This window comes from Phenylobacterium sp. GW823-FHT02A09, from assembly GCF_058797775.1.
In genome coordinates, this window is sequence record NZ_JBXAJZ010000003.1 from 771866 (window position 1) to 796746 (window position 24881).

Here is a 24881-nt window from a genome sequence, read left to right on the forward strand (position 1 = left end):
GGCAGGTGAGGTGCCAGCTGCGGGGTGCGGCTGGGTAGATGCAAGATTGAGGGCGCCGTCATTCGCCAAGGCACGAGAGCATATGTCGCCGCGTCCGTCGTCGCGCAGGTGTGCTCGCTGGCGCGCTACACGATCATGGCGCGGCTGTTAGGGCCAGAGCAGCTCGGTCTCGCGGCGCTGCTGATCCTTACGTCGTCGTTCTTCGAGTCCGTCAGCGACAACGGCAGCGACCGGTTCCTGATCCAGGATCCCGACGGCGACAAGCCGGCGGTCCAGAAGCTCGTTCAACTGGTCTTTGTCGGGCGGGGCATATTCATCGCGCTTGGCCTGCTCATCGCGGCCTACCCGATGGCGAGCCTCTACGACGAGCCGGCGCTCGCCACGGGACTGATGGTTTTGGCGGCCGCGCCGCTGATCGGCGGCTGGGTCCATCTCGATTTCCGGCGGGCGCAACGGGCGCACGACTTCCGGCCGGAAGCCCTGGGGATCGCCGTCGCCGAACTGGTCAGCACCGCGGCGATCATCATCGCCGCCTACTACACGCGTGACTTCACGGCCATTCTCTACGGCCTGATCGCCCGGCCGGTCGCGCAGGTGATCGTCTCTCATCTGACCGCCAAGCGCCCCTATGCGATCGGCTATTCCCGCGAGTACGCCGGAAGGCTGGCGCTGTTCGCCGGCCCCCTGGTGGTCAATGGCCTGTTGCTGTTCGTGGGCTCGCAGGGCGACCGCGTGCTGATCGGTCATCAGCTGGGCGTGACAGAGCTTGGCCACTACACGGCGGTGCTGCTGCTGGTTAGTTCGCCCGCAGCCATGGTGAGCCGTGTGCTGGGGGCCACGAACCTGCCGGTCATTTCAGCGGCGAGGAGCGATCCGGCTCACTTGAAGCGGGCCGCAGACCGGCTCGCTGGGCGGTCCGTGCTGTTGGCGCTCGGCATCGCCGCCGGTTTCGCGCTGGTCGCCCCCGTGGCGGTGGTGTTGCTCTACGGCCGGGCCTTCGACCTTCCGGCGACGGTGCTCGCCCTGATCGGCATGCTGCAGGCCGCGCGATTCATCCGTCTCTGGCCGACCAATGTCGCGCTGGGCGTCGGGGTGAGCCGCATCGTGATGATCAACAACATCGCACGTCTGGTGGCGCTGCCGGCGGCGATCGTAGGGTTCATGATGCTGGGCGGCCTGCCTGGCGTGCTGATCGGCTTCATCATCGGCGAGTTCACCGCGCTGATCGTGGCCCTGGCGCTGCTGAACCGGGCTGTAGGCTTCCCCAGCTGGGATGGTTGGGACCGCGTCATGGCGTTCGCAGCGTCCTTCGTGGTGATCTACGCCGCCGCGGCGGCCGCGGATTCGGGCCACTACGCCATGGCGGCGCTTTTCGCGACACTGCTTGCGGCGATCGCGGCCGGGGTCGCGCTTCGCGAGCGCGAAACGATCGGCGAAGTGGTCGGGCTGCTGCGGACCCTGAAACCCGCTAGCCGCTGACCGGCTGTCCTCGGCGCCAAGCCTCCAGCGCCGCTATGCTCGGATGATTGACTAACTCGCCGTGGCTCTGCACGAGCCGCCGCAGTTCGGGCGTATCGAGCTCCCACCAGCGGGTGGCTTCGATCGCCGCAGCCAGCTCCGGATCGAAGCGATCGCGGATCTTGCGCGCCGGATTGCCCACCATCACCGCGTAGCGGTCGACGTTCTTGGTCAGGATGGCCCCGGCCCCGATCACCGCGCCGCGGCCGATGAACTTGCAGCTCGGCAGGATCACCACGTTGTGCGCCACCCAGACGTCGTCCTCGACGATCAGCGGCTCGTCCCAGGTGATGTCGGCGTCCACCACGCCGAACTTCTTCTCGTACAGCGCCGGGTGCGTGGTAAGCGCGTCCAGCGGATGGTTGATCGGCGCCGAGCGGACCGTGTTGGCGAACGAGCAGTAGCGGCCGATGCGGATCGGTCCGGGCATGCGCCATTGGTCGAAGCAGCCGTACGAGTACATGCCGATGTCGATGTCGTAGCGCTCGCGGAACAGTTGGCGCAGCGCCAAGTTGTCGAACTGGCGCCGCTTCATGAGGTAGAGCCTCAGTTTGAGGACGGCGGCGTTGAACAGTCCGAGCATTTCGAAGCCTTTGCGGTGACGGCGGCGTGGGTGGCGACGCCGAGTGTCTGTCTATCATCCTCGCCCTGAGGAAAGGTTTCCGGTGGATTTCGCGTCGCGGCGCGCGTTCCCGCAATTTCGCCTCAAGCTGCGCTTATCCGGCCGCGGCGCAATCGCGATGACGCGTAAGCCCCGACGCGCTATCGAGGGGCCGTGAGGACGAGGTTGGAAGTATTGAAAGTCGATTCGCCGCCGCGACGGGACGAGAGCGTGGATCCTCGGGACGAAGCCCCCTTCAAGAGCCTGGACGCCGCCGGAGCCTGGTATGACCACTGGGTGCGCGAGGCTGCGCTGCCGTTGTGGTGGGCGCGCGGGGCCGATCGCGAGCGGGGCGGCTACTACGAGGCGCTGAGCATCGAGGGCGAGCCGCGGCCTGGGCCGCGCCGCGCGCGGGTGCAAGGCCGTCAGACCTACGTCTTCGCCACCGCCGGGGCGCTCGGGTGGGATGGCCCGTGGCGCGAGGCGGCCTGGCACGGGATGGACTTTTTCCTGGATCGCTACCTGCGGTCGGACGGCCTGTTCCGCACCCTGGTGGGCCTCGACGGCGCGCCGCTCGACGACACGCCGATGCTTTATGATCAGGCCTTCGCCCTGCTGGGCACGGCGACCCTGCACCGCGTCGATCCGAACCGGCTCGACCTGCGCAAGCTGGCGCTGGGCGTGCTGAGCGGCCTCGATTCGATGCGCAACCCGGCCGGCGGCTTCGTGGAGAACATCGCCTATCCGTATCAGGCCAACGCCCACATGCACCTGCTTGAGGGGGCTTTGGCTTGGGCGGAGAACGAAGGCGGCGTCTGGGACGCCTTGGCCGACGAAATCGTCGAGATGGCGCTGAAGGTTTTCATCGACCCGAAGGGCGGCTTCCTGCGCGAGTTCTTCGACGCCGACTGGCGGTTGGTGGACGGCGACGACGGCCGGCTGGTCGAACCGGGCCACCAATTCGAATGGGCCTGGCTGCTGGAGAAGTGGGGACGCCTGCGCGGCCGTGAGGACGCCCTGGCCGCCGCACGCGGGCTCTACGACGCGGGCCGACGCGGGATCGATCCGAGCCGCCAAGTGGTGATGAACGAACTCTGGGACGACTTCTCGGTGCGCGAGGCGACGGCGCGACTGTGGCCGCAGACCGAGCACCTGAAGGCCGAGCTGCTGTTCGGCGACGAAGCCGGCAAGACCGAGGCGGCCGAGGTGCTGCGTCGCTATCTGCAAACCCCGGCCGCGGGCGCCTGGCGCGACAAGCTGCGTCCCGACGGGACCTTTGTCGATGAACCGGCGCCGGCGACGTCGTTCTACCATATCCTCTGCGCCTGCACGGAGCTGTTCCGGGCGACCGGACGCTAGGAGACTTGTCAGCGATGCTGCAGAACCCCTTCACCCGCACGCCGGCCGCGATCGGCGTGATCGGCCTTGGCTACGTCGGATTGCCGCTGGCGGTGGCGCTGGCCGAGAAGTACCCGGTGGTCGGCTTCGACATCGACGCCGAACGCATCGCCGAGCTCAAGTCCGGCCACGACCGCACGCTGGAGACCTCGGCCGAGGAGCTGGCTGCGGCCAGCGGCCTGAGCTTCGCCGCCGACGAGACGGCGCTGAAGGCCTGCAACGTCTTCATCGTCACCGTGCCGACCCCGATCGACCGCTATAAGCGCCCGGATCTGACGGCGCTGCTGTCGGCCAGCCGCACGGTGGGCCGGGCGATCGCCAAGGGGGCGGTGGTGATCTTCGAGTCCACCGTCTATCCCGGCGCCACCGAAGAGGACTGCGTGCCGGTGATCGAGCAGGTCTCGGGCCTGAAGTTCAACGAGGACTTCTTCGCCGGCTACAGCCCTGAGCGGGCCAATCCGGGCGACCGCCTGCATCGGCTGTCGACGATCATCAAGGTCACGGCCGGTTCGACGCCGCAAGCCGCCGAGTTCGTCGATGCGCTGTACGCCGCCGTGGTGCCGGCCGGGACGCACCTGGCCAGCTCGATCCGCGTCGCCGAAGCCGCAAAGGTGATCGAGAACACCCAGCGCGACCTGAACATCGCGCTGATCAACGAGTTCGCGCTGATCTTCAATCGGCTGGACATCGACACACAGGAGGTGCTGGCCGCGGCCGGCACCAAGTGGAACTTCCTTAAGTTCACGCCCGGCCTGGTCGGCGGCCACTGCATCGGCGTCGACCCCTACTACCTGACCTCCAAGGCCGAGGACGCCGGCTATCATCCGCAGGTCATCCTGGCGGGGCGGCGGATCAACGACGGCATGGGCGGCTATATCGCCCAGGAGCTGGTGAAGACCATGATCCGCCGCGAGATCCAGGTGCGCGGCGCGCGGGTGCTGGTCATGGGGCTGACGTTCAAGGAGAACTGCCCGGACCTGCGTAACACCCGGGTCATCGACATCGTCCGCGAGCTTGGCGAGTACGAGATCGCGGTGGATGTGCACGAGCCCTGGGCCAATCCGGCCGAAGCCGAGGCCGAGTACGGCGTCGCCCCGGTCGCGACGCTGGAGCAGGGCGCCTACGATGCGATCGTGGTCGCCGTGGCCCACAACGAGTTCAAGGAGATGGGCGTCGAGGCCATTCGCGCCTTGGGCAAGCCCGGCGCGGTGCTCTACGACGTCAAGGCGATGTTCCCGCAGGGGGCGGCGGACCTGCGGCTCTAGAGGGCCGCTTGCCAGGGCGCGGAACCCTGGTATCGACTAGGGCATCGACGCCGAGGTGAGGGACCCTTCCGGATGGAACGACTTGGCCAGTTTTCCCTGCCGTTCCTGGCGGCCTCCATCGTCGGGCTGATTGTCTGGTCGATTCTCGCCGAACGCCGCGCCACCCGTGAGGCGGCGCGCCGCCAGAAGGAAGAGGCGGCCGCCGCGCGCGACCAGACCCGCGGCCGCTGATCGTTAGTTCGCCCCGACGCGATAGTAGTCGAGATACCAGTCGACGAAGTTCGACACCCCGACCTCGATCGGCGTCGATGGCGCATAGTCGAGCGCGGCCTTGGTGTCGGTGACGTCGGCTTCGGTGCGGGCCACGTCGCCCGGCTGCATCGGCAGCAGATTGAGCTTGGCCTTGCGACCGAGCTTCTCCTCCAGGACCTCGATGTAACGCATCAACTCGACGCGCTGGCTGTTGCCGAGGTTGAGCATGCGCCAGGGGGCGACGCCGCTGGTGGCGGGATCGGGCGCCATTGCGTCCCAGTTGGGATCGACCTGCGCCGGACGGTCGAGCGCGGCGACGACGCCGGAGACGATGTCGTCCACATAGGTGAAATCGCGCTGCATCTTGCCCTGGCCGAAGACGTCGATCGGCTGGCCTTCGAGAATCGCCTTGGTGAACTTGAACAGCGCCATGTCGGGCCGGCCCCACGGGCCGTAGACCGTGAAGAACCTGAAGCCCGTCGAGGGGATATCGAACAGGTGGGCGTAGGAGTGCGCCATGGCCTCGTTGGCCAGCTTGGTCGCCGCATAGAGCGTGATCGGGTGGGTGGCGCTGTCGTGCACCGAGAACGGCAGCTTGCCGTTGGCGCCGTAGACCGAGCTGGTCGAGGCGAACACAAGGTGACGGACCTTGGCCGCGCGGCAGCCCTCGAGGATGTTCCCGAAGCCGACGAGGTTGGCGTCAACGTAGGCGGCAGGCTGCTCGAGGCTGTAGCGAACCCCGGCCTGGGCGGCGAGATGGATCACGCGGTCGGGCTTGGCCTCGGCGAACAGGGCGGCCATGGCCTCGCGATCGGCCAGGTCGATGGCCGAATGACGATAGCCGTCGCGCGCCTCGAGCCTGGCCAGGCGCGCCTGCTTCAGCGTCGGATCGTAGTAAGCGTTGAGATTGTCGAGACCCACGACCGTGTCGCCACGGTCCAGCAGCCGATGCGCGACGTGGGAGCCGATGAAGCCGGCCGAGCCGGTGACCAGGATAACCGCCATGGCGCCCGCTTATACTTTTGACGCCGCCGCGTCACGCCCGCTCGGCGCCCGAGACGTCGCTCAGGCGCTCGAAACGACCCGCAGCGCCGGGGTGGAAGGCTTTTCGCCGCGCACTTGAGCCACGATGTCGAACAGCTTGGCCCGGACCTGATCGACGTCGCCGCCTTGGGCCATGGCTTCCAGCTCGATCAGGTGGTTAGCGGTGATCCGCAGGGCCGAGGAGGACACCACCTCCATGACCTTAGGCGCGCAGGGCAGGGAGCGTTCGGTCTCGTCGAGCAGGAGCTCGGTCAGCTTTTCGCCCGGACGCAGGCCGGTGACCTCGATCTCGATGTCCTTGCCGGGCACGTGACCCGACAGGGCGATCATCTGGCGGGCCAGGTCCATGATCCGCACCGGCTCGCCCATCTCCAGCAGGAACAGGCGCGCGTGTTTGGTCTCTTCGCCTTCGGCCGAGTGCGCCGTGGCGTGCAGCACCAGCTGGGCGGCCTCCGGAATGGTCATGAAGAAGCGTTCGATGTTCTCGTGCGTCACCCGCACAGGCCCGCCGCGCTCGATCTGCGAGCGGAAGATCGGCACCACCGAGCCGGCCGAGCCGAGCACATTGCCGAAGCGGACGGCCGAGAAGCGCGTGCCTTCGCCCGCCTGCTGGGCCTGGATGACCGCTTCGGCCAGACGCTTGGTCGCGCCCATCACATTCGACGGATCGACCGCCTTGTCGGTGGAGATCAGAATCATCTGCGCCGCGCCGCAGGCGCGCGCGGCCTCGGTCACGTTCCAGGTGCCGACCACGTTCGTCAGCACGCCTTCGCAGGGGTGCTGTTCGACCATCGAGACGTGCTTGAGCGCCGCCGCGTGGAACACCAGGTCCGGCTTCTCGCGCTGGAACGCCTGGTGCAGGCGGTGGGAATTGCGCACATCGCAGAGGACGGCGGTGCGCGACAGCTGCGGCCAGGTCTCGGCCATCTCGCGGTCGATCTCGAACAGCGAGGTCTCCGAGAAGTCCATGACGGTGACGTGGGCGGCGTTGAACTGCGCGACCTGGCGCACGAGTTCGGCGCCGATCGAGCCGCCGGCGCCGGTGATCAGCACGCGGCGGCCCTGGATCAGAGCGCCGACCGCGGCGCGGTCGAGTTCGATCGGTTCGCGCGCCAGCAGCTCCTCGACGCTGATCTCGCGCATCGGCAGCAGCGGCATGCCCTCGTGGTGGGCGAGCTCGACGATCGAGGGGCGGCGCAGCAGGCGGATGCCGTCGTTCTTCAGCAGGCCGAGCTGATTCGCGGTCAGGCCCTTCAAGCGGCCCGGCTCTTCCAGGAAGAGAATGGCGCGCGGGTAGCGGTTCCAACGGCGCAGGTCAGCCAGCGCCTCGTCCAGATTGCCCAGGCTTTCGATGACGCAGACGCCGCGCACCTGTTGGCCGAGGTCGCGGGCGTCGGGGCTGACGATGCCGACCGGCGTCCAGGCCTGGTCGTGCCGGCGGGCGGCGTCGCGCAGATACGAATCGGCCAGCGCCGGCGAGCCGATCAGCAGCAGAGACGGCGCGGTCGGCGCACGGTCCTTGATCGTCTTCAGCGGCGAGAAGCTGTCGAGCGCGTGCTCGTGCATGGCGCGGCGCATCAGGCGCGCGCCCATCGAGCCGACCATCTGGAAGATCACGGCCATGGCCAGGGCCGAGCGCGGCAGGCCCTCGGCGCGGTTGAGCACGAACACCATGAGCAGGAAGACGCCGGCGGTCAGGAAGGCGGTCCGCGCCAGCACTAGGGCGTCGGGGATCGACACGTAGCGCCACGGCGACAGCTCGCGGCGGAACAGCGTCGAGAACAGGGCGGCCAGACCGGTATAGATTCCGATCAGCTGAAGTAGCTTCAATGCAGGGAGAGCAGGTCCAACAGTATCCAGGAACTGACCGGACGCCAGCAGGTACGCCAGAAAGAAAGCGCCAGCTGCAATCAGGGCGTCAGCGACGATGGTCTGAGCCCGATTGGCCATCTGCTCCATGAATCGTGCTCCGCGTCCTGTCCGAAGGTTGGCAACATAGACGCGTCAACGCGACCGTCCAATGAAACTCCAAGGCGAGGTTTTCGCTCCGCAGGAGAACGATGTTTTTTTGACCTGTGGCCGAATTCCCGCAGTAGTCGCCGGGAATAAAGCAAGAGAGCCGCCTCGTCGCCGAGGCGGCTCTCCTTTTCCTCAAGTCTCGCGGCTTAGAAGGCGGCCTTAAGACCCAGAACGACGCGGCTCTCATAGAGATCGCCGAAATCGTGCTCGCTGGTGTCGTGGTAGCGCAGGTCCACGCCGAGGTAGTCGGTGAGGGCGTAGCCGACGCCGAGGTTCCAGGTCGTGTAGTCGCCGTCATAGTCGACGTCTTGATAGCCGACGGCGCCCGAGACGCTGAACTTCTCGCCGATCGGGCTCGAGCCGTTCAGTTCGACGTAGGTCGCGTTGCCGGTGCCGCCGAAGAAATCGTCCGACCAGAACACGGCCGCGCCGACGGTGGCCGGGCCGACCGGAACCGAACCGGCGGCCTTGAACTCGATGAAGTCCTGGTCCGAACCGGTCGGGGCGTTGATGTAGCCGTAGTACTGGATGCCGAAGTCGAGGCTGACCGGGCCGAGCTGCGGACGGACGCCCGCGTACAGGTCGAGTTCGAAGTCGGTGTCGTTGCCGGAGCCGAAGTCGACGTTCGACAGCCAAGTGCCGGCGTAGACCAGGCCGCCGATGGTGGCGTCGATGCCGCCCGAGATCTGCGGGCTCTCGTCGGTTTGGCTGACGCCGCGCCAGACGTAGTCGGTGGCCGCGCCGACGTTGAAGGAGAGGTCGAGCGCGCTGTCCTCCTGGGCGAAGGCGGCGCCGCCCATGGCGACGGTGGCCGCAGCGGCCAGAAGCGCGGTGGTGAGAGTCTTCATTTGCGTTGTATCCCCATTATTCGATCAGGCTCCAGCTGACCGTCGAACCGAGATCGCCATGCGGCCGACCGGCAGATCAACGCGAGCGGAGCCGATCACCTTTGCTGGGTAATCGCTGTTTGATTTTTGAGCGTTAACAACGCGTGGCGCCGCGCTTTTGGGCGAATGAGTGTGCCTTCGGCGCCACGGCTGTCCTTCGAGTCAGGGTTTCACCCCAGATTGCGTCGCCCCTTTGCTCAGCGCATGGCCAACGGCGCGTAGCCAAGGTGCGTGCCGGCGTCGACCAGCAGCGTCTCACCAGTGACATGCCGCGAGCCCGGCGAGGCGAGGAACACCGCGGCGGCGGCGACGTCTTCGGCGGTCGAAGCGGCCTTCAGCGGCGTGTTGGCGGCCGCGCCTTCGCGCATCTTCTGAGCCCGTTCGGCGCCGACGCCCTTGTCGAACCAGGGCGTGTCGATGAAGCCCGGGCAGATCGCGTTGACGCGGATCCTCGGCGCCAGGGCGCGGGCCAGCGACAGGGTCATGGTGTTCATCGCGCCCTTCGAGGCGGCATACGGCACCGACGACCCGATGCCGGCCACCCCGGCGATCGAGGAGGTGTTGACGACCGCACCCGGGCGCTCGCCGGCCTCGAGCAGAGCGCGGGCGGCGCGGGTCATCTGGAAGGCCCCGACGACATTTACGCCGTAGAGGTTCAGGAAGTCCTCGGCGGACACGGCCTCAAGGTCGGCGTGGTTGGGCGCGAACTTGGTGACGCCGGCGTTGTTGAACAGGGCGTCGATGCGCCCAAAGGGCTCGGCTGCGGCGGCGATCTTGCGGCAGTCTGCGTCGTTGGCGACGTCGCCCTGGACCAGCACCGCCTTGGCGCCGTGCGCTTCAACCTGGCGGGCGGTCTCCTTGGCCTCGTCGGCGCTGCGCGCATAATTGATGATCACCGCCCGCGCGCCGCGGCTGGCCGTCTCCACCGCGATGGCGCGGCCGAGGCCCGTCGATGCGCCGGTGACCACCACCACGAAGCCTTCGAAATCGCTGCCGGACATGTCGTCCTCCCCATCTGTCTGGTCTGTTTGCTTGATCTGATAACGGTTCCCTCGGTTGCCGCAAACCTTGCGGCGGGATAAATCCCGGCGATGGAAGAACTGCATCTGACCCAGCTTGGTCGCGACGTCAGGGGCTTCGACAGTCCCGAGGCTGCGATCCTCGAGCGTGTCCCCAATCCGCAGAGCGACACGCTCTATCTGGCCCGCTTCACCGCGCCGGAGTTCACGTCGCTATGCCCGGTGACCGGGCAGCCCGATTTCGCGCACCTGGTGATCGACTACGCCCCCGGCGAATGGCTGATCGAATCGAAGTCCCTGAAGCTGTATCTGGGCTCATTCCGCAACCATGGCGCGTTTCACGAGGACTGCACCGTCGCGATCGGGCGCAAGATCGTCGAGGTCGCAGCGCCGCGTTGGCTGCGCATCGGCGGCTATTGGTTCCCGCGTGGAGGCATTCCGATCGACGTTTTCTGGCAAAGCGGCCCGGCGCCCGAGGGGCTTTGGGTGCCAGATCAGGGTGTGGCCACGTATCGTGGTCGCGGTTGATCAGAAGTCCTGGGCGGTTGAGCGCAGGTAATCCTGATCCGGACGATTGAAGCCTGCCATGCGCTCCGCCCTCGGAGAGTATTCGTTTTGCTGAATACATCGCAATGGTTGTATTCCGTGGAGGCCCTGAGCCTGCGGTGGCCTCGCGCCGTACGAGCAGCGGCCGCGATTGACTAGCGGACTGGTCACTCGCGTGATATAAGGACCGCGCCCATCTCTCCTCGGGCGTGTCACATCAGGCCGGGCAGCGGGCCATCGCTGTCCGGCCTTCGTGATTCTTGGCCCTTGTCGCGGGGTCAGGGCTTCCAGACGGTGGTCAGCGCAGCGCTGTCGGGCCGTTCGCGTTCCATCGGGGGCTCTTTGGCCGTGCCGATGAAGATGAAGCCGGCGACGTTTTCACCAGCATCAAGACCCAGGATCGCCTTCGCCTCGCCGTCATAGGCGTACCAGTCGGTGATCCAGTTGGCGCCGTAGCCGAGCGCCTGGGCAGCATAGAGCAGCCCGGTGCACACCGCGCCGGCCGACAGCACCTGTTCCCACTCGGGGACGTCATGTGCGCGCGGCGCCGAGACCACGGCGATCCCCATCGGCGGAATCTTCAACTTGGCGAGCTTGGCGGCCGCACGCGCGTCGCCGCGCGATTGGGCGAGCGCCTCCAGGCGCGCCGCATAGGCGGCCTTGTCGTCGCCGCGCAGCACGATGAAGCGCCAGGGGGCCAGCTTGCCGTGGTCCGGCGCGCGGGCGGCCAGCCGGATCAGGGCGGCGACGTCGTCATCGCCCGGCGCAGGCTCCGCCAGGGTGACCGCCGAGGCCGAGCGACGGGTCGCGAGGAAGCTCAGCAGTTCGGGGCAGGGGTGCTGGTCGACCGGGGCGCCGAACGACGGGGCTTCGGGAAGTGCAATGGACAAGACGGGCTTCTCGCTGGGATGAATGATCGTCGGGGCCCTTTTATTGGGGTCATGGGCGCGATCTGCAAGGTTAGTTGAGAATATGTCGCAAAAACCGGTGTGGCTGACCGAGCATGGAAGGCCCTGGCTTCGTGGCGAATCCAAGGTCGCCTACGAGAACCCGTGGATCCGGATCACCGAGCATGACGCGGTCGCGCCTACCGGGGCGGCGGCGTTTTACGGCGTCGTCGGGTTCAAGAACTATGCGTTGGCGGTGCTGCCGATCGATGCGGACGGCTCCGTGGTTCTGGTTGGGCAGCATCGATTTCCGTTCGCCGACTACAGCTGGGAAATCCCCGAGGGCGGCGGACCCAAGAATGAGGATCCGCTGGAGGGCGCAAAGCGCGAATTGGCCGAGGAGGCGGGACTGGCGGCGGGCGAATGGCGCGAGATCCTGCGCGTGCAGCTGTCCAATTCGGTCACCGACGAACTGGCGATCGGCTACCTCGCGACCGACCTGCGCCCGGCCGCGGAGGCGGCTCACGCCGACGACACAGAGGACCTCGCCATGGTGCGGGTTCCGTTTCGCGAGGCGCTCGAGGCGGCGAGCGCCGGACATCTGCGCGACGCCTTAACGGTTGCCATGTTGCTTCGGGCGTACCACATGGCCCGAGAAGGGCTTTTGTCGGCGTCGCTCGCGCGCGCCATGCTAGGATAGGGGACCGCCTTTGGGACGGGAGGAGCCTTTGAGCCAGCGCCTGGAAGTGATCGACCCCTCTGCCGCGCCGCCGGTATGGGCCGCGTTGCGCATGGAATCCGAACGGGCCGCCAAGGCCGAGCCGGCGCTCGCCTCGCTGCTGAACGCCGTGGTGCTGAGCCACGACGATCTTGGCGCGGCGCTGTCGTATCAGCTGGCGCGCAAGCTGGGCGACCAGGAGCTGAGGGCCATGAGCCTGCGCGAACTGGCCGACGCCGCCTATCGCGCCGACCCCCGGCTGGTCGAGATCGCGGAAGCCGACCTCAAGGCGGTGTTCGAACGCGACCCCGCCTGCAAGGGATACGTCCAGCCGTTCCTGTTCTTCAAGGGCTTCCAGGCGTTGCAAACCCAGCGCGTCGCCCACTGGCTGTGGCATCAGGGCCGCGAGACCATCGCGCTCTATCTGCAGAGCCGCATGTCCGAGATTTTCCAGGTCGATATCCACCCGGCCACCAAGATCGGCTCAGGGGTGTTCATCGACCACGGCACCGGCATCGTCATCGGCGAGACGGCGGTGATCGGCGACGACGTCTCGCTGCTGCAGGGCGTGACCCTGGGCGGCACCGGCGCCGAACGCGGCGACCGTCACCCGAAGATCGGCAACGGCGTGCTGCTGGGCGCGGGCGCCAAGGTGCTCGGCAACATCACCATCGGCGACTACGCCAAGGTGGCCTCCGGTTCGGTGGTGCTGAAACCGGTGCCGCCGCATTGCACGGCCGCCGGCGTGCCGGCGCGGCTGGTCAACTGCCCGACCTGCGAAGAGCCGGCCCGGAGCATGGATCACACCCTGGCCGAGGCGGTCTACGACTACGTCATCTGAGGCGTGGCCGCTGGCGCGGCGTAGTAGTAGCGCCGCAATAGGATGAAAGCGGCGATGGTGCCGACAAGGCCCATCAGGATCGCCGCCCAGAACGGCGCGCCGGCCCACAGCAAAGCTGCTGCGGTCAGCGCGCCGCTTGCGCCCCCCGCGTCCCAGCCGCCTTCCGTGGCGATGTGGAAGCGGAGCGGGCAGGGCGAGGCCTGCGAGAGATTGTAGACCGCCGTCATCATGGTCGGGGTGTAGAGCGCCACGACGAGCGCGCCGGCGGCGTTGGCCGCCACGGCGACAGCCGGATGTCCGTAGCCCGCCGCTCGAACGGCGATCACCGCTGCAGCGGTGCCAGCGGCGAGCCAGACGGCGCGCCGGCCATGTCCGGCGTCGATGAAGCGCCCCAGCAGCAGACCGCAGATAGCGCCCGCCACCGCAGCCACCGCCATCGCCCCGCCGAAGGCCGCGAAGTTCTCGCCCAGCGAGATGAACAGCGCGATCTGCCAGACGAACAGATAGCCCGAGGCCATCCAGCCGTCGGCGACGAACAGCGCCACGCCTGGCCGCGCGGACCAGAAGGCGTTGGGGGCCTCCATGGCGATCGGCACCGCCGGGGTGAACAACAGCGGCAGCGCCGACAGCACCAGCACGATGGCGGTGGCGCCGAAGGCGATCTCAGGCCCCACGGTCACCAGCGCCCAGCCGGTCAGCAACGGCGCGGCGATCCCGACCATGGCGGCGATGGCCTCGCGCGCGCCGATCTGGTGGCCCCGGTGCTCGGCGTCGCCGAGCGAGGCGAAATAGGCGTGATAGGTCGTCCAGTAGAAGGTGTCGCCGATCGACGACACGGCGCAGAGGGTGAACAGCGGCCAGCCGATCCCGTCCACCCTGGCCAGCAGCAGGTACTGGCCGGCGGTAAGCACCGTGCCGACGATCACCATCGGCTTGAGGCCGAAGCGCTTGCAGAGCGGCAGCACCGCCGGACGGATGAAAAAGCGGCCGATCAGGATCGCGGCCAGCGAGGCCAGCACCCCATGGGCCGGGACGCCTGCGCGCAGCAGATAGACGGCGAAGAACGCGCCGCCGCCGCTGAGCGCCAGCGCGTGCACGCCGTAATGCAGGTTCAGCAGATTGACGGTGGAATTGCGGAAGAACGCCATGGCGGCTGTCCCGGAAGCGTGCGGCTGAGCGGCCCGGGCGTCATCGGGCCCGGGTCGGCGAAGTTCGGCGTCGTAGATAGGATCAGCCGGCCACTGGGGAGGTCTTTCGCGCTTTCCGCCAACGCGGTTCGACCAGTCTAGGCCCCTGGCGGCGTGCGGCTCAAGTCGCTTCGATCTCTGCGAGGGTGATGCGGTAGGCGCCGTCCAGCCAGGCGACGATCTCGCGCGCGGCCGGGTGGTCGAAGCCGGCGTAGCGCGGCCGCATCCGGCTCGTGTTCTCGTCGGTCAGGCGGTCGAGGCCGAAGCCCTGGAACTGGCTCATGTTGCGCTCGACCGCGGCGGCGAGGTCCTCGCCCAGCACCTCGCGCGCGGCGGCCTGGAAGGCGCGGACATACTCGTAGGCCTCGCCTTGCGCATAGCTCTGCGCCAGGGTGATCGCAGGGATCAGCGACAGCGTGGGCTGCAGGGCCGGATTGACCGCATGGCCGGCGATGTGCGGCGCGATGCCGGCCGGCCGGCCCGTGAATGCGCGCAGATGCAGATACGGCGACATCAGCGGCCCGTCGTTGACCGGATAGTTGTCCCACAGCAGCGGCTTGCGGCGCAGCTGGCGGGCGACGCGCTCCAGATGGCCTGGGCTGAACTCGCGCGAGCACACCTCCTCGCCGGTCCAGAACACCTCGATCGATGGATCCAGGCCGGCGCCCAGATCCTCCAGATAGTTCGCCGGCCGCTGGCCGAACACGCGGTCGAGAATGGAATCGTCGGTGTAGTAGGACGGGCAGACGATCACCCGCTTCGCGGTGGTCCGGGCCGAGATCCAATGCACGATCTCGATCTGATTGGCCGCCAGGTCGGGCAGATCGCCGCGCATGTCGTCGAACAGGATGGCCAGGTCGTCGAGCCCCAGGGCGTCCAGCTGCGCGAGCTTGGCGGCCAGCGCCTCCTGCGCGGCGGCCCCGAAGTCGCGGTAGATCTCGTAGGGACTGAGGCCCACCCCAAACCGTACGCCCGCCGCGCGGCAGAAGGCGGAGAAGGCCTGCAGCTCGGCCGCGGTCTCCTGCGGATGCGGCTCCTGCCAGCGACGGCGCAGGAAGGCGTCGGCCTTCGGCGCATAGAGGAAGAATCGGTAGCCGTGCGGGACCAGCGCTTCGACGACGGCGCGGCGCTCCGCCCACGACCACGGCTTGCCGTAGTAGCCCTCGACCAGTCCCAGCTCGACGCCCGCCACGCGGTCCTCCCTTGATTTGACGGGCAGACTAGCGGGCGCGAGGGCCGCGTCCCCAGCTTTTTCCGGCGCAGGCGCTTTGCGGTGCGGCGCAAAACCCGTAGGTTCCCGGCGAAAATCTACGAAGGAGCCCAGCGTGCTGGACGAAAAAGCTATCCGCCGTCTCGAAGGCCACCTGCGCGGCACCTTCGCCAACGCGCGGATCACCTTGGTCCCCCGCCCGAAGCAAAAGGACTCCGCCGAAGTCTACATCGGCGAGGAGTTCATCGGCGTCGTCTTCGAGGACGAGGACGGCGACGGCTCGTACATGTTCGAAATGGCGATCCTCGCCGAAGACCTGCCTTAAGGCGCAGGTCGAGCGCCGGCCCCCGTGACGGGGCCGGCCTCCACTACGGCGTCAGAGCACGCCCAGCATCTCGGCCACCAGCGGGTGGCGCACGATGTCGACGTCCTTCAGCCGCACGACCGCGATGTTCGAGATCTCCTCGAAGCGGTCGGCGACCGGGCCGAGACCCGAGAGTTCCGGCAGCAGGTCCGATTGGGCCGGGTCGCCGGTCACCACCATGGTCGAATGCCACCCCAGCCGGGTCAGCAGCATCTTCAGCTGCCCGTAGGTGCAGTTCTGCGCCTCGTCGATCACCACGAAGGCGTTGTTCAGCGTCCGGCCGCGCATGAAGCCGACCGGCGCGATCTCGATGGCGCCCTCGGCCATCAGCGCCCGCACCCGCTTCATCGACAGCCGGTCCGACAGCGCGTCGTAGAGCGGCCGCAGGTAGGGCGCGAGCTTGTCTTCGGCGTCGCCCGGCAGGAAGCCGATCGACTCGCCCGCCTCGACGGCCGGCCGCGACAGCACGATGCGGCCGACCCGGCCCGCCTCCAGCGCTTCGACCGCCTTGGCGATGGCCAGATAGGTCTTGCCGGTGCCGGCCGGGCCCAGCGCCATGACCAGGTTCTTGGCGTCGATGGCGTCCATCAGCGCCTGCTGGCCCGGCGACTTGGCTTTTATTGTCTTGAGATACCCCTGGTCGCGATCGTCGTTGTGATGGGCCAAGGGGGACCACGCACGATCCACCGGCAGACGGCGGACTTTCGCGTCATCCTCGAACTGGGCGGCGTCGAACGCGCCTTCGCGCAGCTGTCGCTTCAGAGCTCGCTTGGTCATCTAGGCCTCCATAGGGGCAAGAAAAAAGGGCGACGCCGAAACGGCTCGCCCTCGAGGATCCATGAAGTTTTCAGTGGTGCGGCGGGGCCGCGCGCAACGGCCCGGAGGTCCGTCTTCGGTTCGTGATCCAGGCGGGAAACCCCGCCGTAGCAAACGCGACACCTTGTACCCCGCCCCAAACGCAGGCCACGAACCGGACGCCGACTCGCGGCGTGATGCGGAAGGGCTCTCGCCCCTCTCGAATCGCATCACTAGAGTGATGCTAACGTGGTTTCTGAATCCTTAAATGGCTCATTTGATTAAATAAACGGGGTGTACGGATGAGTGTCTACAACTTGGGCGAAGTGGCCCCTGAACTGCCTAAAGAAGATGAATACTGGATCGCGCCCAACGCCGCCGTGGTCGGCCGGGTGATTCTCAAGAAGAACGCCTCAGTCTGGTTCGGCGCGACGATTCGCGGCGACAACGATCCGATCACCATCGGCGAGAATTCCAACGTCCAGGACGGCAGCGTCCTGCACACCGACACCGGCTATCCGCTGACCATCGGCGCCAACGTCACCGTGGGCCACATGGTCATGCTGCACGGCTGCACCATCGGCGACGGCTCGCTGATCGGCATCGGCTCGATCGTGCTCAACGGCGCGAAGATCGGAAAGAACTGCCTGATCGGCGCCAACTGCCTGATCACCGAGGGCAAGGAGATCCCCGACAACTCGCTGGTCATGGGCGCGCCGGGCAAGGTCGTGCGCGAAATCTCCCCGGAGCAGGGCAGGGCGCTGGCCGGCGGGGCGTTGCACTACGTCGAGAACTGGAAGCGCTATCGCGCCGGTCTGCGTCCGCTCTGAGCGCTTGACCGACGTAGCGGCGCCCCGGCGAGCGTGGGCGCCGCATGACAAAGGGAGGATCCTCGATGGCCTATGAGTTCATCCGCGTGGACCGCGAGGGTCCGATCACCATCTTCACGCTCAACCGGCCCGAGGTGATGAACGCCCTGCATTCGCCGGCCCACTTCGAGCTGGACGACGCGTTCAACGCCTTCGCCGCCGATCCGGACCAGTGGGTCGGCATCGTCACCGGCGCCGGGGACCGCGCCTTCTCGGCCGGCAACGACCTCAAGCACCAGGCCACCGGCGGCGACATGAAGAGCCCGCCGTCCGGCTTCGCCGGCCTGACCTCGCGTTTCGACCTGACCAAGCCGCTGATCGCGGCGGTCAACGGCGTGGCGATGGGCGGCGGATTCGAGATCGCGTTGGCCTGCGACCTGATCGTGGCCGCCGACACCGCCACCTTCGCCCTGCCGGAACCGCGCGTCGGCCTGGCCGCCCTGGCCGGCGGCCTGCACCGCCTGCCGCGGATGATCGGTCAGAAGCAGGCCCTGGGCATGATCCTCACCGGCCGCCGCGTCGGCGCGGCCGAAGGCCAGACGCTGGGCTTCGTCAACGAAGTGGTTGCGCCGGCCGAGCTGATGGCCGCGGCCCGCCGCTGGGCCGGCCAGATCTGTGAACTCTCGCCGATGTCGATCCGCGCCTCGAAGGAGGCGGTCTACAAGGGGCTCGACGAACCCACCCTGGAGGCGGCGATCAAGGGCCAGAACCGCTATCCGGCGGTCAGCGCGCTCTTCAAGTCCGAGGACTTCGTCGAAGGGCCGATGGCCTTCGCCCAGAAGCGCGCCCCGGCCTGGAAGGGGCGCTAAGGCCAAGCTATCGATGTTCGCTGAACGAGTTCGGCGACCTTGACTCCCTCTGGCGCGGGGCGAATGGTTAACGCGCCTAGAGGGAGCTGCTGTGATGAAGTCATTGTTGTGGTGCGGCCCGGTCGCCGCTGCGTTCGCGTTGTTTGCGACCCCGGCCCTGTCCGCCCAGGTGGTGGACCTTTCGCTCACCGACCCGGACGTCGACGGGTTCATCTACGCCTCGGGCGCCTTCGACTGGCCGCCGGAAGGCCATAGCGCCACCGCGACCTTGACCTTCAGTGGGCTGCAACTCATCGATGCGGTGTTCACCGGCAACGTCGAGGAACAGAAGACCTGGTGGGACGAGGCGATCGGCGGCGTCTGGGGCAACGAGTACTCGCTTGCCTATGACTGCTCGCTGAGCGGCGGCTGCGTCGCCGTCACCAGCCCTGGTGTGGCGATCGGCGTCCTCAGCACCCCGCTTGGCTTTGACCGCCCCTGCACGCCGACGACCGTAGGCGACTGCAGTTCGCACTTCTTCCCGCAGTTCGCGACCTTCGACGGGGTGTTCCGCGTCTCGCCGGCGGCGCGTTCGCCCTATTCGGTGACCCTGACCATCAGCGACTTCGCCGCCGTGCCCGAACCGGCCGCCTGGGCGATGATGATCGTCGGCTTTGGCTTGGTCGGGAGCGTGCTGCGGCGCTCGCGGCGCGGGTTCGCCGCCATCTAGTCTGGCCGATCGCCGGTTTTCATGCGTGTCGCATGGGAACGGAGCCTCGCCCCGGCTATTGCTTGCGCCAGACCTGTCAGTGGAGGCGCGTATGGCGGACAATTCCCGGATCGGCTGCGAGAGACTGCGCGCCAAGGTGACGGACGCGCAGACGGCGGCCGGCCTGATCGCTTCGGGCTCGACCGTCGCCATGAGCGGCTTCACCGGGTCCGGCTATCCGAAGGCGGTTCCGCTGGCCCTGGCCGGCCGCATCGAGGCCGAGCACGCCGCCGGCCGCAAGTTTCAGGTCCGCGTCTGGACCGGCGCCTCCACCGGCCCGGAACTGGACGGCGCCCTGGCCAAGGCCGACGGCATCGAGTTCCGGCTGCCCTACAACTCCGACCCCATCGCCCGCGAGAAGATCAATCGCGGCGAGATGGAGTACTTCGACATGCATCTCAGCCAGGTCGCGCCGATGGCCTGGCAGGGGTTCCTCGGGCCGCTCGACACGGCGGTGATCGAGGTGTCCGGCATCCGGCCGGACGGCTCGCTGATCCCGTCGTCGTCGGTCGGCAACAACAAGACCTGGCTGGACCGCGCCCAGCAGGTGATCCTCGAGGTCAACAGCTGGCAGAACCCGGCGCTGGAGGGGATGCACGACATCTACTACGGCACGGCCCTGCCGCCGAACCGGGTGCCGATCCCGCTTGTCCGTGCCGACGACCGCATCGGCGAAGCTTACTTCCGTTGCGACCCGGACAAGATCGTCGCCATCGTCGAGACGCAGGCGCCGGACCGCAATCTGCCGTTCTCGTCGCCGGACGGGGTCGCCTCGGCCATCGCGGGACACCTGCTCGAATTCTTCGAGCATGAGGTCGCCAAGGGCCGGTTGCCTGAGAACCTGCTGCCCCTGCAGTCGGGCGTCGGCAACATCGCCAACGCCGTGCTCGCCGGGCTGCTGGACAGCCGGTTCGAGAACATGACCGCCTATACCGAGGTCCTCCAGGACGGGATGCTGGACCTGATCACCGCGGGCAAGCTGCGCATGGCCTCGGCGACCGCCTTCTCGCTGAGCCCGGAGGCTGCGGCCGCCCTCAACGACAACATGGCCTTCTATCGGGACAAGCTGATCCTCCGGCCGCAGGAGATCAGCAACCACCCAGAGCTGATCCGCCGCCTGGGCTGCGTGGCCATGAACGGCATGATCGAGGCCGACATCTACGGCAACGTGAACTCGACCCACATCATGGGCTCGCGGATCCAGAACGGGATCGGCGGCTCGGGCGACTTTGCGCGCAACGCCTACTGTTCGATCTTCGTGACGCCCTCGGTCGCCAAGGGCGGCAAGATCTCGGCGATCGTGCCCCAGGCCAGCCACGTCGATCACATCAACCAGGACGTCCAGGTGATCGTCACCGAACAGGGGCTGGCCGACCTGCGCGGTCTCTCGCCTAAGCAGAAGGCCGAAGTGATCATCGCCAACTGCGCGCACCCGGACTACCGGCCAGCGCTCGCCGACTACTACGCCCGCGCCCGCCAGCACGCCTACGGACAGCAGTCGCCCTCGTTGCTCGACGAAGCGCTCTCCTGGCACCAGCGGTTCATCGACACCGGCTCGATGCGGCCCTGATCGGCGTCCTGACAGGCTGCTGACACTCTGCTGGCAGCAGCGCCTGGCTAAACCCGGCGCGGCTCAAGCAGGAGGATCAGCCCATGAGTTCGGCGCACGACTTCGACTTCAATCACGGCGACTGGGACGTCACGAACCGGCGGCTGAAGGTCCGCGGCGCCGGCTCCGACGATTGGGACGTCTTCCCGTCCTACGAAAAGGCCCAGGTGTTGATGGGCGGCATGGTCTCGATCGACGAGAGCGACTTTCCGACCAAGGGCTTCAAGGGCATGACCCTGCGCCTCTACGACCCGGCCCAGGACCAGTGGGCGATCTACTGGATCAACTCCAAGGACGGCCAACTGCAGCCGCCGGTCTACGGCCGGTTCAAGGACGGCAAGGGCGTCTTCGCCGGCGATGACCTCGACGAGGGCCGGCCGGTGAAGGTGCTCTTCGACTGGAGCGGCACGGACACCGAGACGCCGCGCTGGAGTCAGGCCTTCTCCTACGACGGCGGCGCGACCTGGGAGACCAACTGGATCATGGAGTTCCGCCGCCCGGCGCGTTGAAGCTTGGCCTCATGGCGCCGAAACTGCGGCGGGATCAGGCCGCAAGAAAGCCCCACGAATCTTGAACTTACGTCGCCAGGGAGCGCCCGGAGGGGGACCCCTGTCCCCCAGTTCGGACGGAGGCGTCATGAGCGCGCATATCGACAATTCGCCCAGTGCAGTAGGTCGCGCGACGTGAACGCCGAGACGTTCGAGCTGCCCAGGATCCGCGTGCGCGGGCGCAGCGTCATGGCGCTGATCCTGTCGCCCGAGGCGCCGTTCGCGCAGTGGTTCGCCGCCCTCGACGAGCAGATGCACGCCTCGGCGGCGCTGTTTGACAACCGCCCCATCGTCGCCGATCTCGGTGCGGCGCTCGAGAGCGTCGGACCCGAGGCGGTGCTGGTCGCGCTCGACGGGCTCAGTGCGCGGGGCCTGAAGCTGATCGGCGTCGAGGGGCTTCGCCCGGCGGCGTTGGGCGGGACGCCCTGGTCGCACCTGCCGACCAATCTGCACGGCAATGTCACCCGTAAGGCCCGAAGCGATGTGGCTGCAGCCGTCGCGCCGGAGGCGGCCGACGCGCCTGCGCCGGCCGCGCCGTCGCTGTTGATCGACCGGCCGGTGCGCTCGGGTCAGTCGGTGATCTTCGAAGAGGGCGACGTGACCATCGTCGGGGCGGTCGCCTCGGGGGCCGAGGTGCTCGCCGGCGGCTCGATCCATGTCTACGGCGCCCTGCGGGGGCGGGCGATCGCCGGCCTGCGGACGGGCGCCGAAGCCCGCATCTTCTGCCGCCGGCTCGAGGCCGAGCTGGTCGGCGTCGATCATTTGTACCGGACGGCCGAGCACTGGGGGCCCGACCTCCACGGCCAGGCCGTCCAGATCCGCTGCGACCGGGGCGCGCTGCGTCTCTCGGCGCTCGGCTAGTTGCGTTGCTCGTCGTGGGGCGAGGGGAAGGAACGGTGAGTCATGTCCAAGGTTGTCGTCGTCACGTCCGGTAAGGGAGGCGTGGGCAAGACCACGTCCTCGGCGTCTCTGGGCGCCGCGCTCGCTCAGGCGGGCCAGAAGGTGGTGGTGGTCGACTTCGATGTCGGCCTGCGCAACCTCGATCTGGTCATGGGGGCCGAGCGCCGGGTCGTGTTCGACCTGGTCAACGTGGTCCAGGGCGACGCCAAGCTCGCCCAGGCCCTGATCCGCGACAAGCGGGTGGAGACCTTGAGCCTGCTGCCGGCCTCCCAGACCCGCGACAAGGATGCGCTGACCGAGGAGGGCGTCGGCAGGGTCATCGACGATCTGCGCGAGCAGTTCGACTGGGTGATCTGCGACAGCCCGGCCGGCATCGAAAAGGGCGCGACCCTGGCCATGCGGTACGCCGACCTGGCGGTGGTGGTCACCAACCCCGAGGTCTCCTCGGTGCGTGACTCCGATCGCATCATCGGCCTGCTCGATTCCAAGACCCAGCGCGCCGAGAGCGGCGATCGCATCGAAAAGCACCTGCTTCTCACACGATACGATCCGGCCCGCGCCGCCAAGGGCGAGATGATGAGCGTCGACGACGTGCTGGAGATCCTGGCGATCCCGCTGCTGGGAATCGTTTCGGAAAGCCCGGACGTCCTCAGCGCCTCCAACGTCGGCTGCCCGGTGACCCTGCACAATCCGGGCTCGCCGGCCGCTCAGGCCTACAGCGAAGCGGCGCGCCGGCTCATGGGCGACAACGTCGCCGTCAGCGTGCCCAAGGAGCGCCAGAGCTTCATGAGCCGGCTGTTCGGCCGAAAGGCGGTCGCATGAGCCTGCTCAACCTCTTCGGCCGGGGACGGCGATCGGCGCCGGTGGCGCGCGACCGGCTGCAGTTGCTGCTGGCGCACGAGCGCGGCCTGGGCGGCGGCGAAGACCTCGCCGCCATCCTGCAGCAGGAGATCCTGGCGGTGATCGCCAAGCACATCCCGATCGACCGCGACCGCGTGGTGGTCAAGCTCGACCGGGGCGACCAGGTGTCGACCCTGGAGATCGACATCGAGATGCCCGAGACCGCGCTCTCGCGGGATTAGCGGGCGACGCCGGCGGCCCGCGCTTCAGGCTCGGGCTCGGCCAGCGGCAGGTCGAAGCAGGCGCGGGTTCCCGCGCCGAGCTTGCTCTCGAGTTCGAGCCGGCCGCCGTGCCGCTCGATCAGATCGTGCGATAGGGCCAGGCCCAGGCCCCACCCTTCGGAACGGGACACCCGATCGCCCATCTGGACGTAGGGGCGGCCAAGAATGGCCAGGTCTTCCTCGCGGATGCCCTGGCCGAAGTCCTTGACGCAGATCACCAGCCGCTCGTCCTTGAGCTCCGACGAGACCTCGACCAGGCCCGAGGGCGGCGAGAACTTCACGGCGTTGGCCAGCAGGTTGATCAGGATCTGCTTCACCGCGCGTTGGTCGACGTAGATGTCGGGCCAGTCTCCCGGTTCCATCACCACCGTGACGCCGGCCTCGATCGACAGGCCGCGGACCAGGCGCAGGGCCTGTTCGACGATCTCGCGGCTGGACGCCGACGATGGCGACAGTTCGATCTGGCCGGCCTCGATCTTGGCGGTGTCGAGCAGGTCGGTGACCAGTTCGCTGAGATGCGAGCCGGCGATCTCGATCGACTGTGCGTAGTCGAGATACTTCGGGTGTCCCACCGGCCCGAACGCCTGGCGCGACATCATGCCGGAGAAACCGACGACGGCGGTCAGCGGCGAGCGCAGCTCGTGCGTCATCGTCGCCAGCAGCAGGGTGCGGGCGGCCATCGCCTCCTCGGCCGCGCGGCGGGCGAGCTCGGCTTCCCGCAGCAGCGCGTTGCGGCTGGCCATGACCCCGGCGACGGTGATCGGGGCCAATGCGACCAGCATGACGCCGAGCCGCAGGGACATCAGGTCGAAGCCCATCACCGACGCAAAGCCCATCGAGGCCGAAGCGGTCGACAGGAACAGCAGGCTCCAGACCGCGAACGACAGGGTCAGCAGGGTGGTGGCCGCCAGACTGTAGGTGAGCGCGCACCAGAGCAGGGTCGGAACCGGGAATGCCAGGGCGCCTGGCCCGCCGACCGCCGGCACCATCGCCAGGCTGATCAGATAGAGGACGAGCGGTGCGACCGCCCGTAGCTGCGGAACGGTCGTGAAGGTCCGCACGAACCAGCACTTCAGCTCTGAGGGGCGCGGGAAGGTCAGCGCCACGGGCAGCACGACGATGTAGTTGGCCAGCTCCGTCGCCAGCCAGATGAAGAAGCCGCTGACCGGGTCGCGGTGGAACAGCAGGGCGTTGACCGCCGCGCCGAGCACGCTGGTGGCGGCGGAGGCCGCGAGCGCGATCAAGGTCACCGAGAGCAGCGAGGCCGGCCGTTGCAGCCGGCGGTCCTCAGGCGACAGGCGCTTGAACAGCAGATAGCCGGTCATCACCCCGGCGAGGTTGCCGGCGGTGAGCAGCAGGGTCCGTGTCCAACCGCTGCCGGTGATCGTGTCCGCGGCGATGAGCGCCGCCGCAGCCGCCAGCCAGCCGGTCGGCGTCGCCAGGTCCGGGCGGCGCACGAGCAGGCCGAGCAGGATCGCGTTCGCCGCCCAGAATGTGCTGAGGTGTCCGCTGGGCCGCAGCAGAATTCCTGTGATCGCCGCGATAAAGACGATCGCCCCGACGGTCAGGCCGGCGGTCACCTGGTGGTTCAGGCCTCGGACGAGGCGATGCTCGCCTCCAGCCGAGGCCGTCTGCTGGGCGCTCATAGGACTGTCGTTAGGACCAGATTGCCACCGAAGTCCATTGGCGCATGAAACTCAATCGCACTCAAGGCGCCATCCCGTCC

26 protein-coding genes are annotated in these 24881 nt (G+C 67.8%); 16 read left to right on the forward strand and 10 right to left on the reverse strand.

From position 1 onward, the window contains the following. Window positions 1-24: 24 nt before the first annotated feature. Window positions 25-1479 (forward strand): oligosaccharide flippase family protein, encoded by a 1455-nt coding sequence (locus AC1Q87_RS16385; protein WP_492609979.1) that lies wholly within the window; start codon window positions 25-27, stop codon window positions 1477-1479. Here AC1Q87_RS16385 and AC1Q87_RS16390 read toward each other — a convergent pair. Then, on the reverse strand, window positions 1469-2101 hold the full coding sequence (locus tag AC1Q87_RS16390) for a CatB-related O-acetyltransferase (RefSeq protein WP_492609980.1): 633 nt from the start codon (window positions 2099-2101) through the stop codon (window positions 1469-1471). The genes AC1Q87_RS16385 and AC1Q87_RS16390 overlap by 11 nt on opposite strands. Window positions 2102-2350: 249 nt before the next feature. Here AC1Q87_RS16390 and AC1Q87_RS16395 point away from each other — a divergent pair, with 249 nt between their 5' ends. The 3 genes from AC1Q87_RS16395 (at window position 2351) to AC1Q87_RS16405 (ending at window position 5013) form a co-directional block, all read left to right on the forward strand. Continuing rightward, window positions 2351-3478, forward strand: coding sequence for an AGE family epimerase/isomerase (locus tag AC1Q87_RS16395; protein ID WP_492609981.1), 1128 nt, complete (start codon window positions 2351-2353; stop codon window positions 3476-3478). Between the two features lie 14 nt (window positions 3479-3492). Beyond that, entirely contained in the window at window positions 3493-4782 is a 1290-nt protein-coding gene (locus AC1Q87_RS16400) for a nucleotide sugar dehydrogenase (protein ID WP_492609982.1), read from the forward strand. A 72-nt stretch (window positions 4783-4854) separates the two neighbouring features. Further along, window positions 4855-5013 (forward strand): hypothetical protein, encoded by a 159-nt coding sequence (locus tag AC1Q87_RS16405; protein WP_492609983.1) that lies wholly within the window; start codon window positions 4855-4857, stop codon window positions 5011-5013. A 3-nt stretch (window positions 5014-5016) separates the two neighbouring features. On the opposite strand, the gene AC1Q87_RS16410 is transcribed toward AC1Q87_RS16405, so the two are convergent. The 4 genes from AC1Q87_RS16410 to AC1Q87_RS16425 all read right to left on the reverse strand — a co-directional run bounded on the left by AC1Q87_RS16410 (window position 5017) and on the right by AC1Q87_RS16425 (window position 9985). Next, complete coding sequence (locus tag AC1Q87_RS16410) at window positions 5017-6039, reverse strand: NAD-dependent epimerase (RefSeq protein ID WP_492609984.1); 1023 nt, start codon at window positions 6037-6039, stop codon at window positions 5017-5019. Window positions 6040-6099: 60 nt separating this feature from the next. Continuing rightward, a complete protein-coding gene (locus AC1Q87_RS16415) occupies window positions 6100-7908 on the reverse strand; it encodes a polysaccharide biosynthesis protein (RefSeq protein ID WP_492609985.1) in 1809 nt (602 codons plus the stop codon). A 335-nt stretch (window positions 7909-8243) separates the two neighbouring features. Then, complete coding sequence (locus tag AC1Q87_RS16420) at window positions 8244-8945, reverse strand: TorF family putative porin (protein ID WP_492609986.1); 702 nt, start codon at window positions 8943-8945, stop codon at window positions 8244-8246. Between the two features lie 236 nt (window positions 8946-9181). Further along, a complete protein-coding gene (locus AC1Q87_RS16425; protein WP_492609987.1) occupies window positions 9182-9985 on the reverse strand; it encodes an SDR family NAD(P)-dependent oxidoreductase in 804 nt (267 codons plus the stop codon). A gap of 90 nt (window positions 9986-10075) precedes the next feature. Between AC1Q87_RS16425 and queF the strand changes: the two genes are divergently transcribed. Further along, window positions 10076-10531 (forward strand): preQ(1) synthase, encoded by a 456-nt coding sequence (gene queF, locus AC1Q87_RS16430; RefSeq protein ID WP_492609988.1) that lies wholly within the window; start codon window positions 10076-10078, stop codon window positions 10529-10531. A gap of 296 nt (window positions 10532-10827) precedes the next feature. On the opposite strand, the gene AC1Q87_RS16435 is transcribed toward queF, so the two are convergent. Beyond that, a complete protein-coding gene (locus tag AC1Q87_RS16435) occupies window positions 10828-11439 on the reverse strand; it encodes a nitroreductase family protein (RefSeq protein WP_492609989.1) in 612 nt (203 codons plus the stop codon). An 82-nt stretch (window positions 11440-11521) separates the two neighbouring features. Between AC1Q87_RS16435 and AC1Q87_RS16440 the strand changes: the two genes are divergently transcribed. Both AC1Q87_RS16440 and cysE read left to right on the forward strand, forming a co-directional pair. Beyond that, window positions 11522-12136 carry an NUDIX domain-containing protein gene (locus AC1Q87_RS16440; RefSeq protein ID WP_492609990.1) on the forward strand — a complete coding sequence of 205 codons (615 nt, stop codon included), beginning with the start codon at window positions 11522-11524 and terminating at the stop codon, window positions 12134-12136. A 28-nt stretch (window positions 12137-12164) separates the two neighbouring features. Continuing rightward, window positions 12165-12995: a serine O-acetyltransferase gene (gene cysE, locus AC1Q87_RS16445; protein ID WP_492609991.1), complete on the forward strand. Its 831-nt coding sequence runs from the start codon at window positions 12165-12167 to the stop codon at window positions 12993-12995. Here the strand turns inward: cysE and AC1Q87_RS16450 are convergent. Further along, entirely contained in the window at window positions 12983-14143 is a 1161-nt protein-coding gene (locus AC1Q87_RS16450) for an MFS transporter (RefSeq protein WP_492609992.1), read from the reverse strand. The two genes, cysE and AC1Q87_RS16450, sit on opposite strands and share 13 nt — an antisense overlap. A gap of 160 nt (window positions 14144-14303) precedes the next feature. Further along, entirely contained in the window at window positions 14304-15374 is a 1071-nt protein-coding gene (locus AC1Q87_RS16455) for a beta-N-acetylglucosaminidase domain-containing protein (RefSeq protein ID WP_492609993.1), read from the reverse strand. Window positions 15375-15510: 136 nt separating this feature from the next. Here AC1Q87_RS16455 and AC1Q87_RS16460 point away from each other — a divergent pair, with 136 nt between their 5' ends. Beyond that, window positions 15511-15717, forward strand: a complete 207-nt coding sequence (locus AC1Q87_RS16460) for a DUF3126 family protein (protein WP_183773873.1) — start codon at window positions 15511-15513, stop codon at window positions 15715-15717. Window positions 15718-15768: 51 nt separating this feature from the next. Here the strand turns inward: AC1Q87_RS16460 and AC1Q87_RS16465 are convergent, their stop codons facing one another. Next, window positions 15769-16533 (reverse strand): PhoH family protein, encoded by a 765-nt coding sequence (locus tag AC1Q87_RS16465; RefSeq protein ID WP_183773747.1) that lies wholly within the window; start codon window positions 16531-16533, stop codon window positions 15769-15771. A gap of 320 nt (window positions 16534-16853) precedes the next feature. On the opposite strand from AC1Q87_RS16465, the gene AC1Q87_RS16470 reads away from it, so the two are divergent. The 8 genes from AC1Q87_RS16470 (at window position 16854) to minE (ending at window position 23116) form a co-directional block, all read left to right on the forward strand. Then, a complete protein-coding gene (locus AC1Q87_RS16470) occupies window positions 16854-17381 on the forward strand; it encodes a gamma carbonic anhydrase family protein (protein WP_492609994.1) in 528 nt (175 codons plus the stop codon). A 65-nt stretch (window positions 17382-17446) separates the two neighbouring features. Beyond that, entirely contained in the window at window positions 17447-18229 is a 783-nt protein-coding gene (locus AC1Q87_RS16475) for an enoyl-CoA hydratase-related protein (RefSeq protein ID WP_492609995.1), read from the forward strand. A 94-nt stretch (window positions 18230-18323) separates the two neighbouring features. Then, window positions 18324-18938 carry a PEPxxWA-CTERM sorting domain-containing protein gene (locus AC1Q87_RS16480; protein WP_492609996.1) on the forward strand — a complete coding sequence of 205 codons (615 nt, stop codon included), beginning with the start codon at window positions 18324-18326 and terminating at the stop codon, window positions 18936-18938. Window positions 18939-19029: 91 nt separating this feature from the next. After that, a complete protein-coding gene (scpC, locus tag AC1Q87_RS16485; RefSeq protein WP_492609997.1) occupies window positions 19030-20547 on the forward strand; it encodes a succinyl-CoA:acetate CoA-transferase ScpC in 1518 nt (505 codons plus the stop codon). An 83-nt stretch (window positions 20548-20630) separates the two neighbouring features. Continuing rightward, window positions 20631-21095, forward strand: coding sequence for a DUF1579 domain-containing protein (locus AC1Q87_RS16490; protein ID WP_492609998.1), 465 nt, complete (start codon window positions 20631-20633; stop codon window positions 21093-21095). A gap of 174 nt (window positions 21096-21269) precedes the next feature. Beyond that, complete coding sequence (gene minC, locus AC1Q87_RS16495) at window positions 21270-21995, forward strand: septum site-determining protein MinC (protein ID WP_492609999.1); 726 nt, start codon at window positions 21270-21272, stop codon at window positions 21993-21995. A gap of 42 nt (window positions 21996-22037) precedes the next feature. Continuing rightward, on the forward strand, window positions 22038-22856 hold the full coding sequence (gene minD, locus AC1Q87_RS16500) for a septum site-determining protein MinD (protein ID WP_492610000.1): 819 nt from the start codon (window positions 22038-22040) through the stop codon (window positions 22854-22856). Then, window positions 22853-23116 carry a cell division topological specificity factor MinE gene (gene minE / locus AC1Q87_RS16505; RefSeq protein WP_183773760.1) on the forward strand — a complete coding sequence of 88 codons (264 nt, stop codon included), beginning with the start codon at window positions 22853-22855 and terminating at the stop codon, window positions 23114-23116. Before minD ends, minE begins: the two co-directional genes overlap by 4 nt. Here minE and AC1Q87_RS16510 read toward each other — a convergent pair. Beyond that, on the reverse strand, window positions 23113-24801 hold the full coding sequence (locus AC1Q87_RS16510) for a sensor histidine kinase (RefSeq protein WP_492610001.1): 1689 nt from the start codon (window positions 24799-24801) through the stop codon (window positions 23113-23115). The genes minE and AC1Q87_RS16510 overlap by 4 nt on opposite strands. Between the last annotated feature and the right edge of the window lie 80 nt (window positions 24802-24881).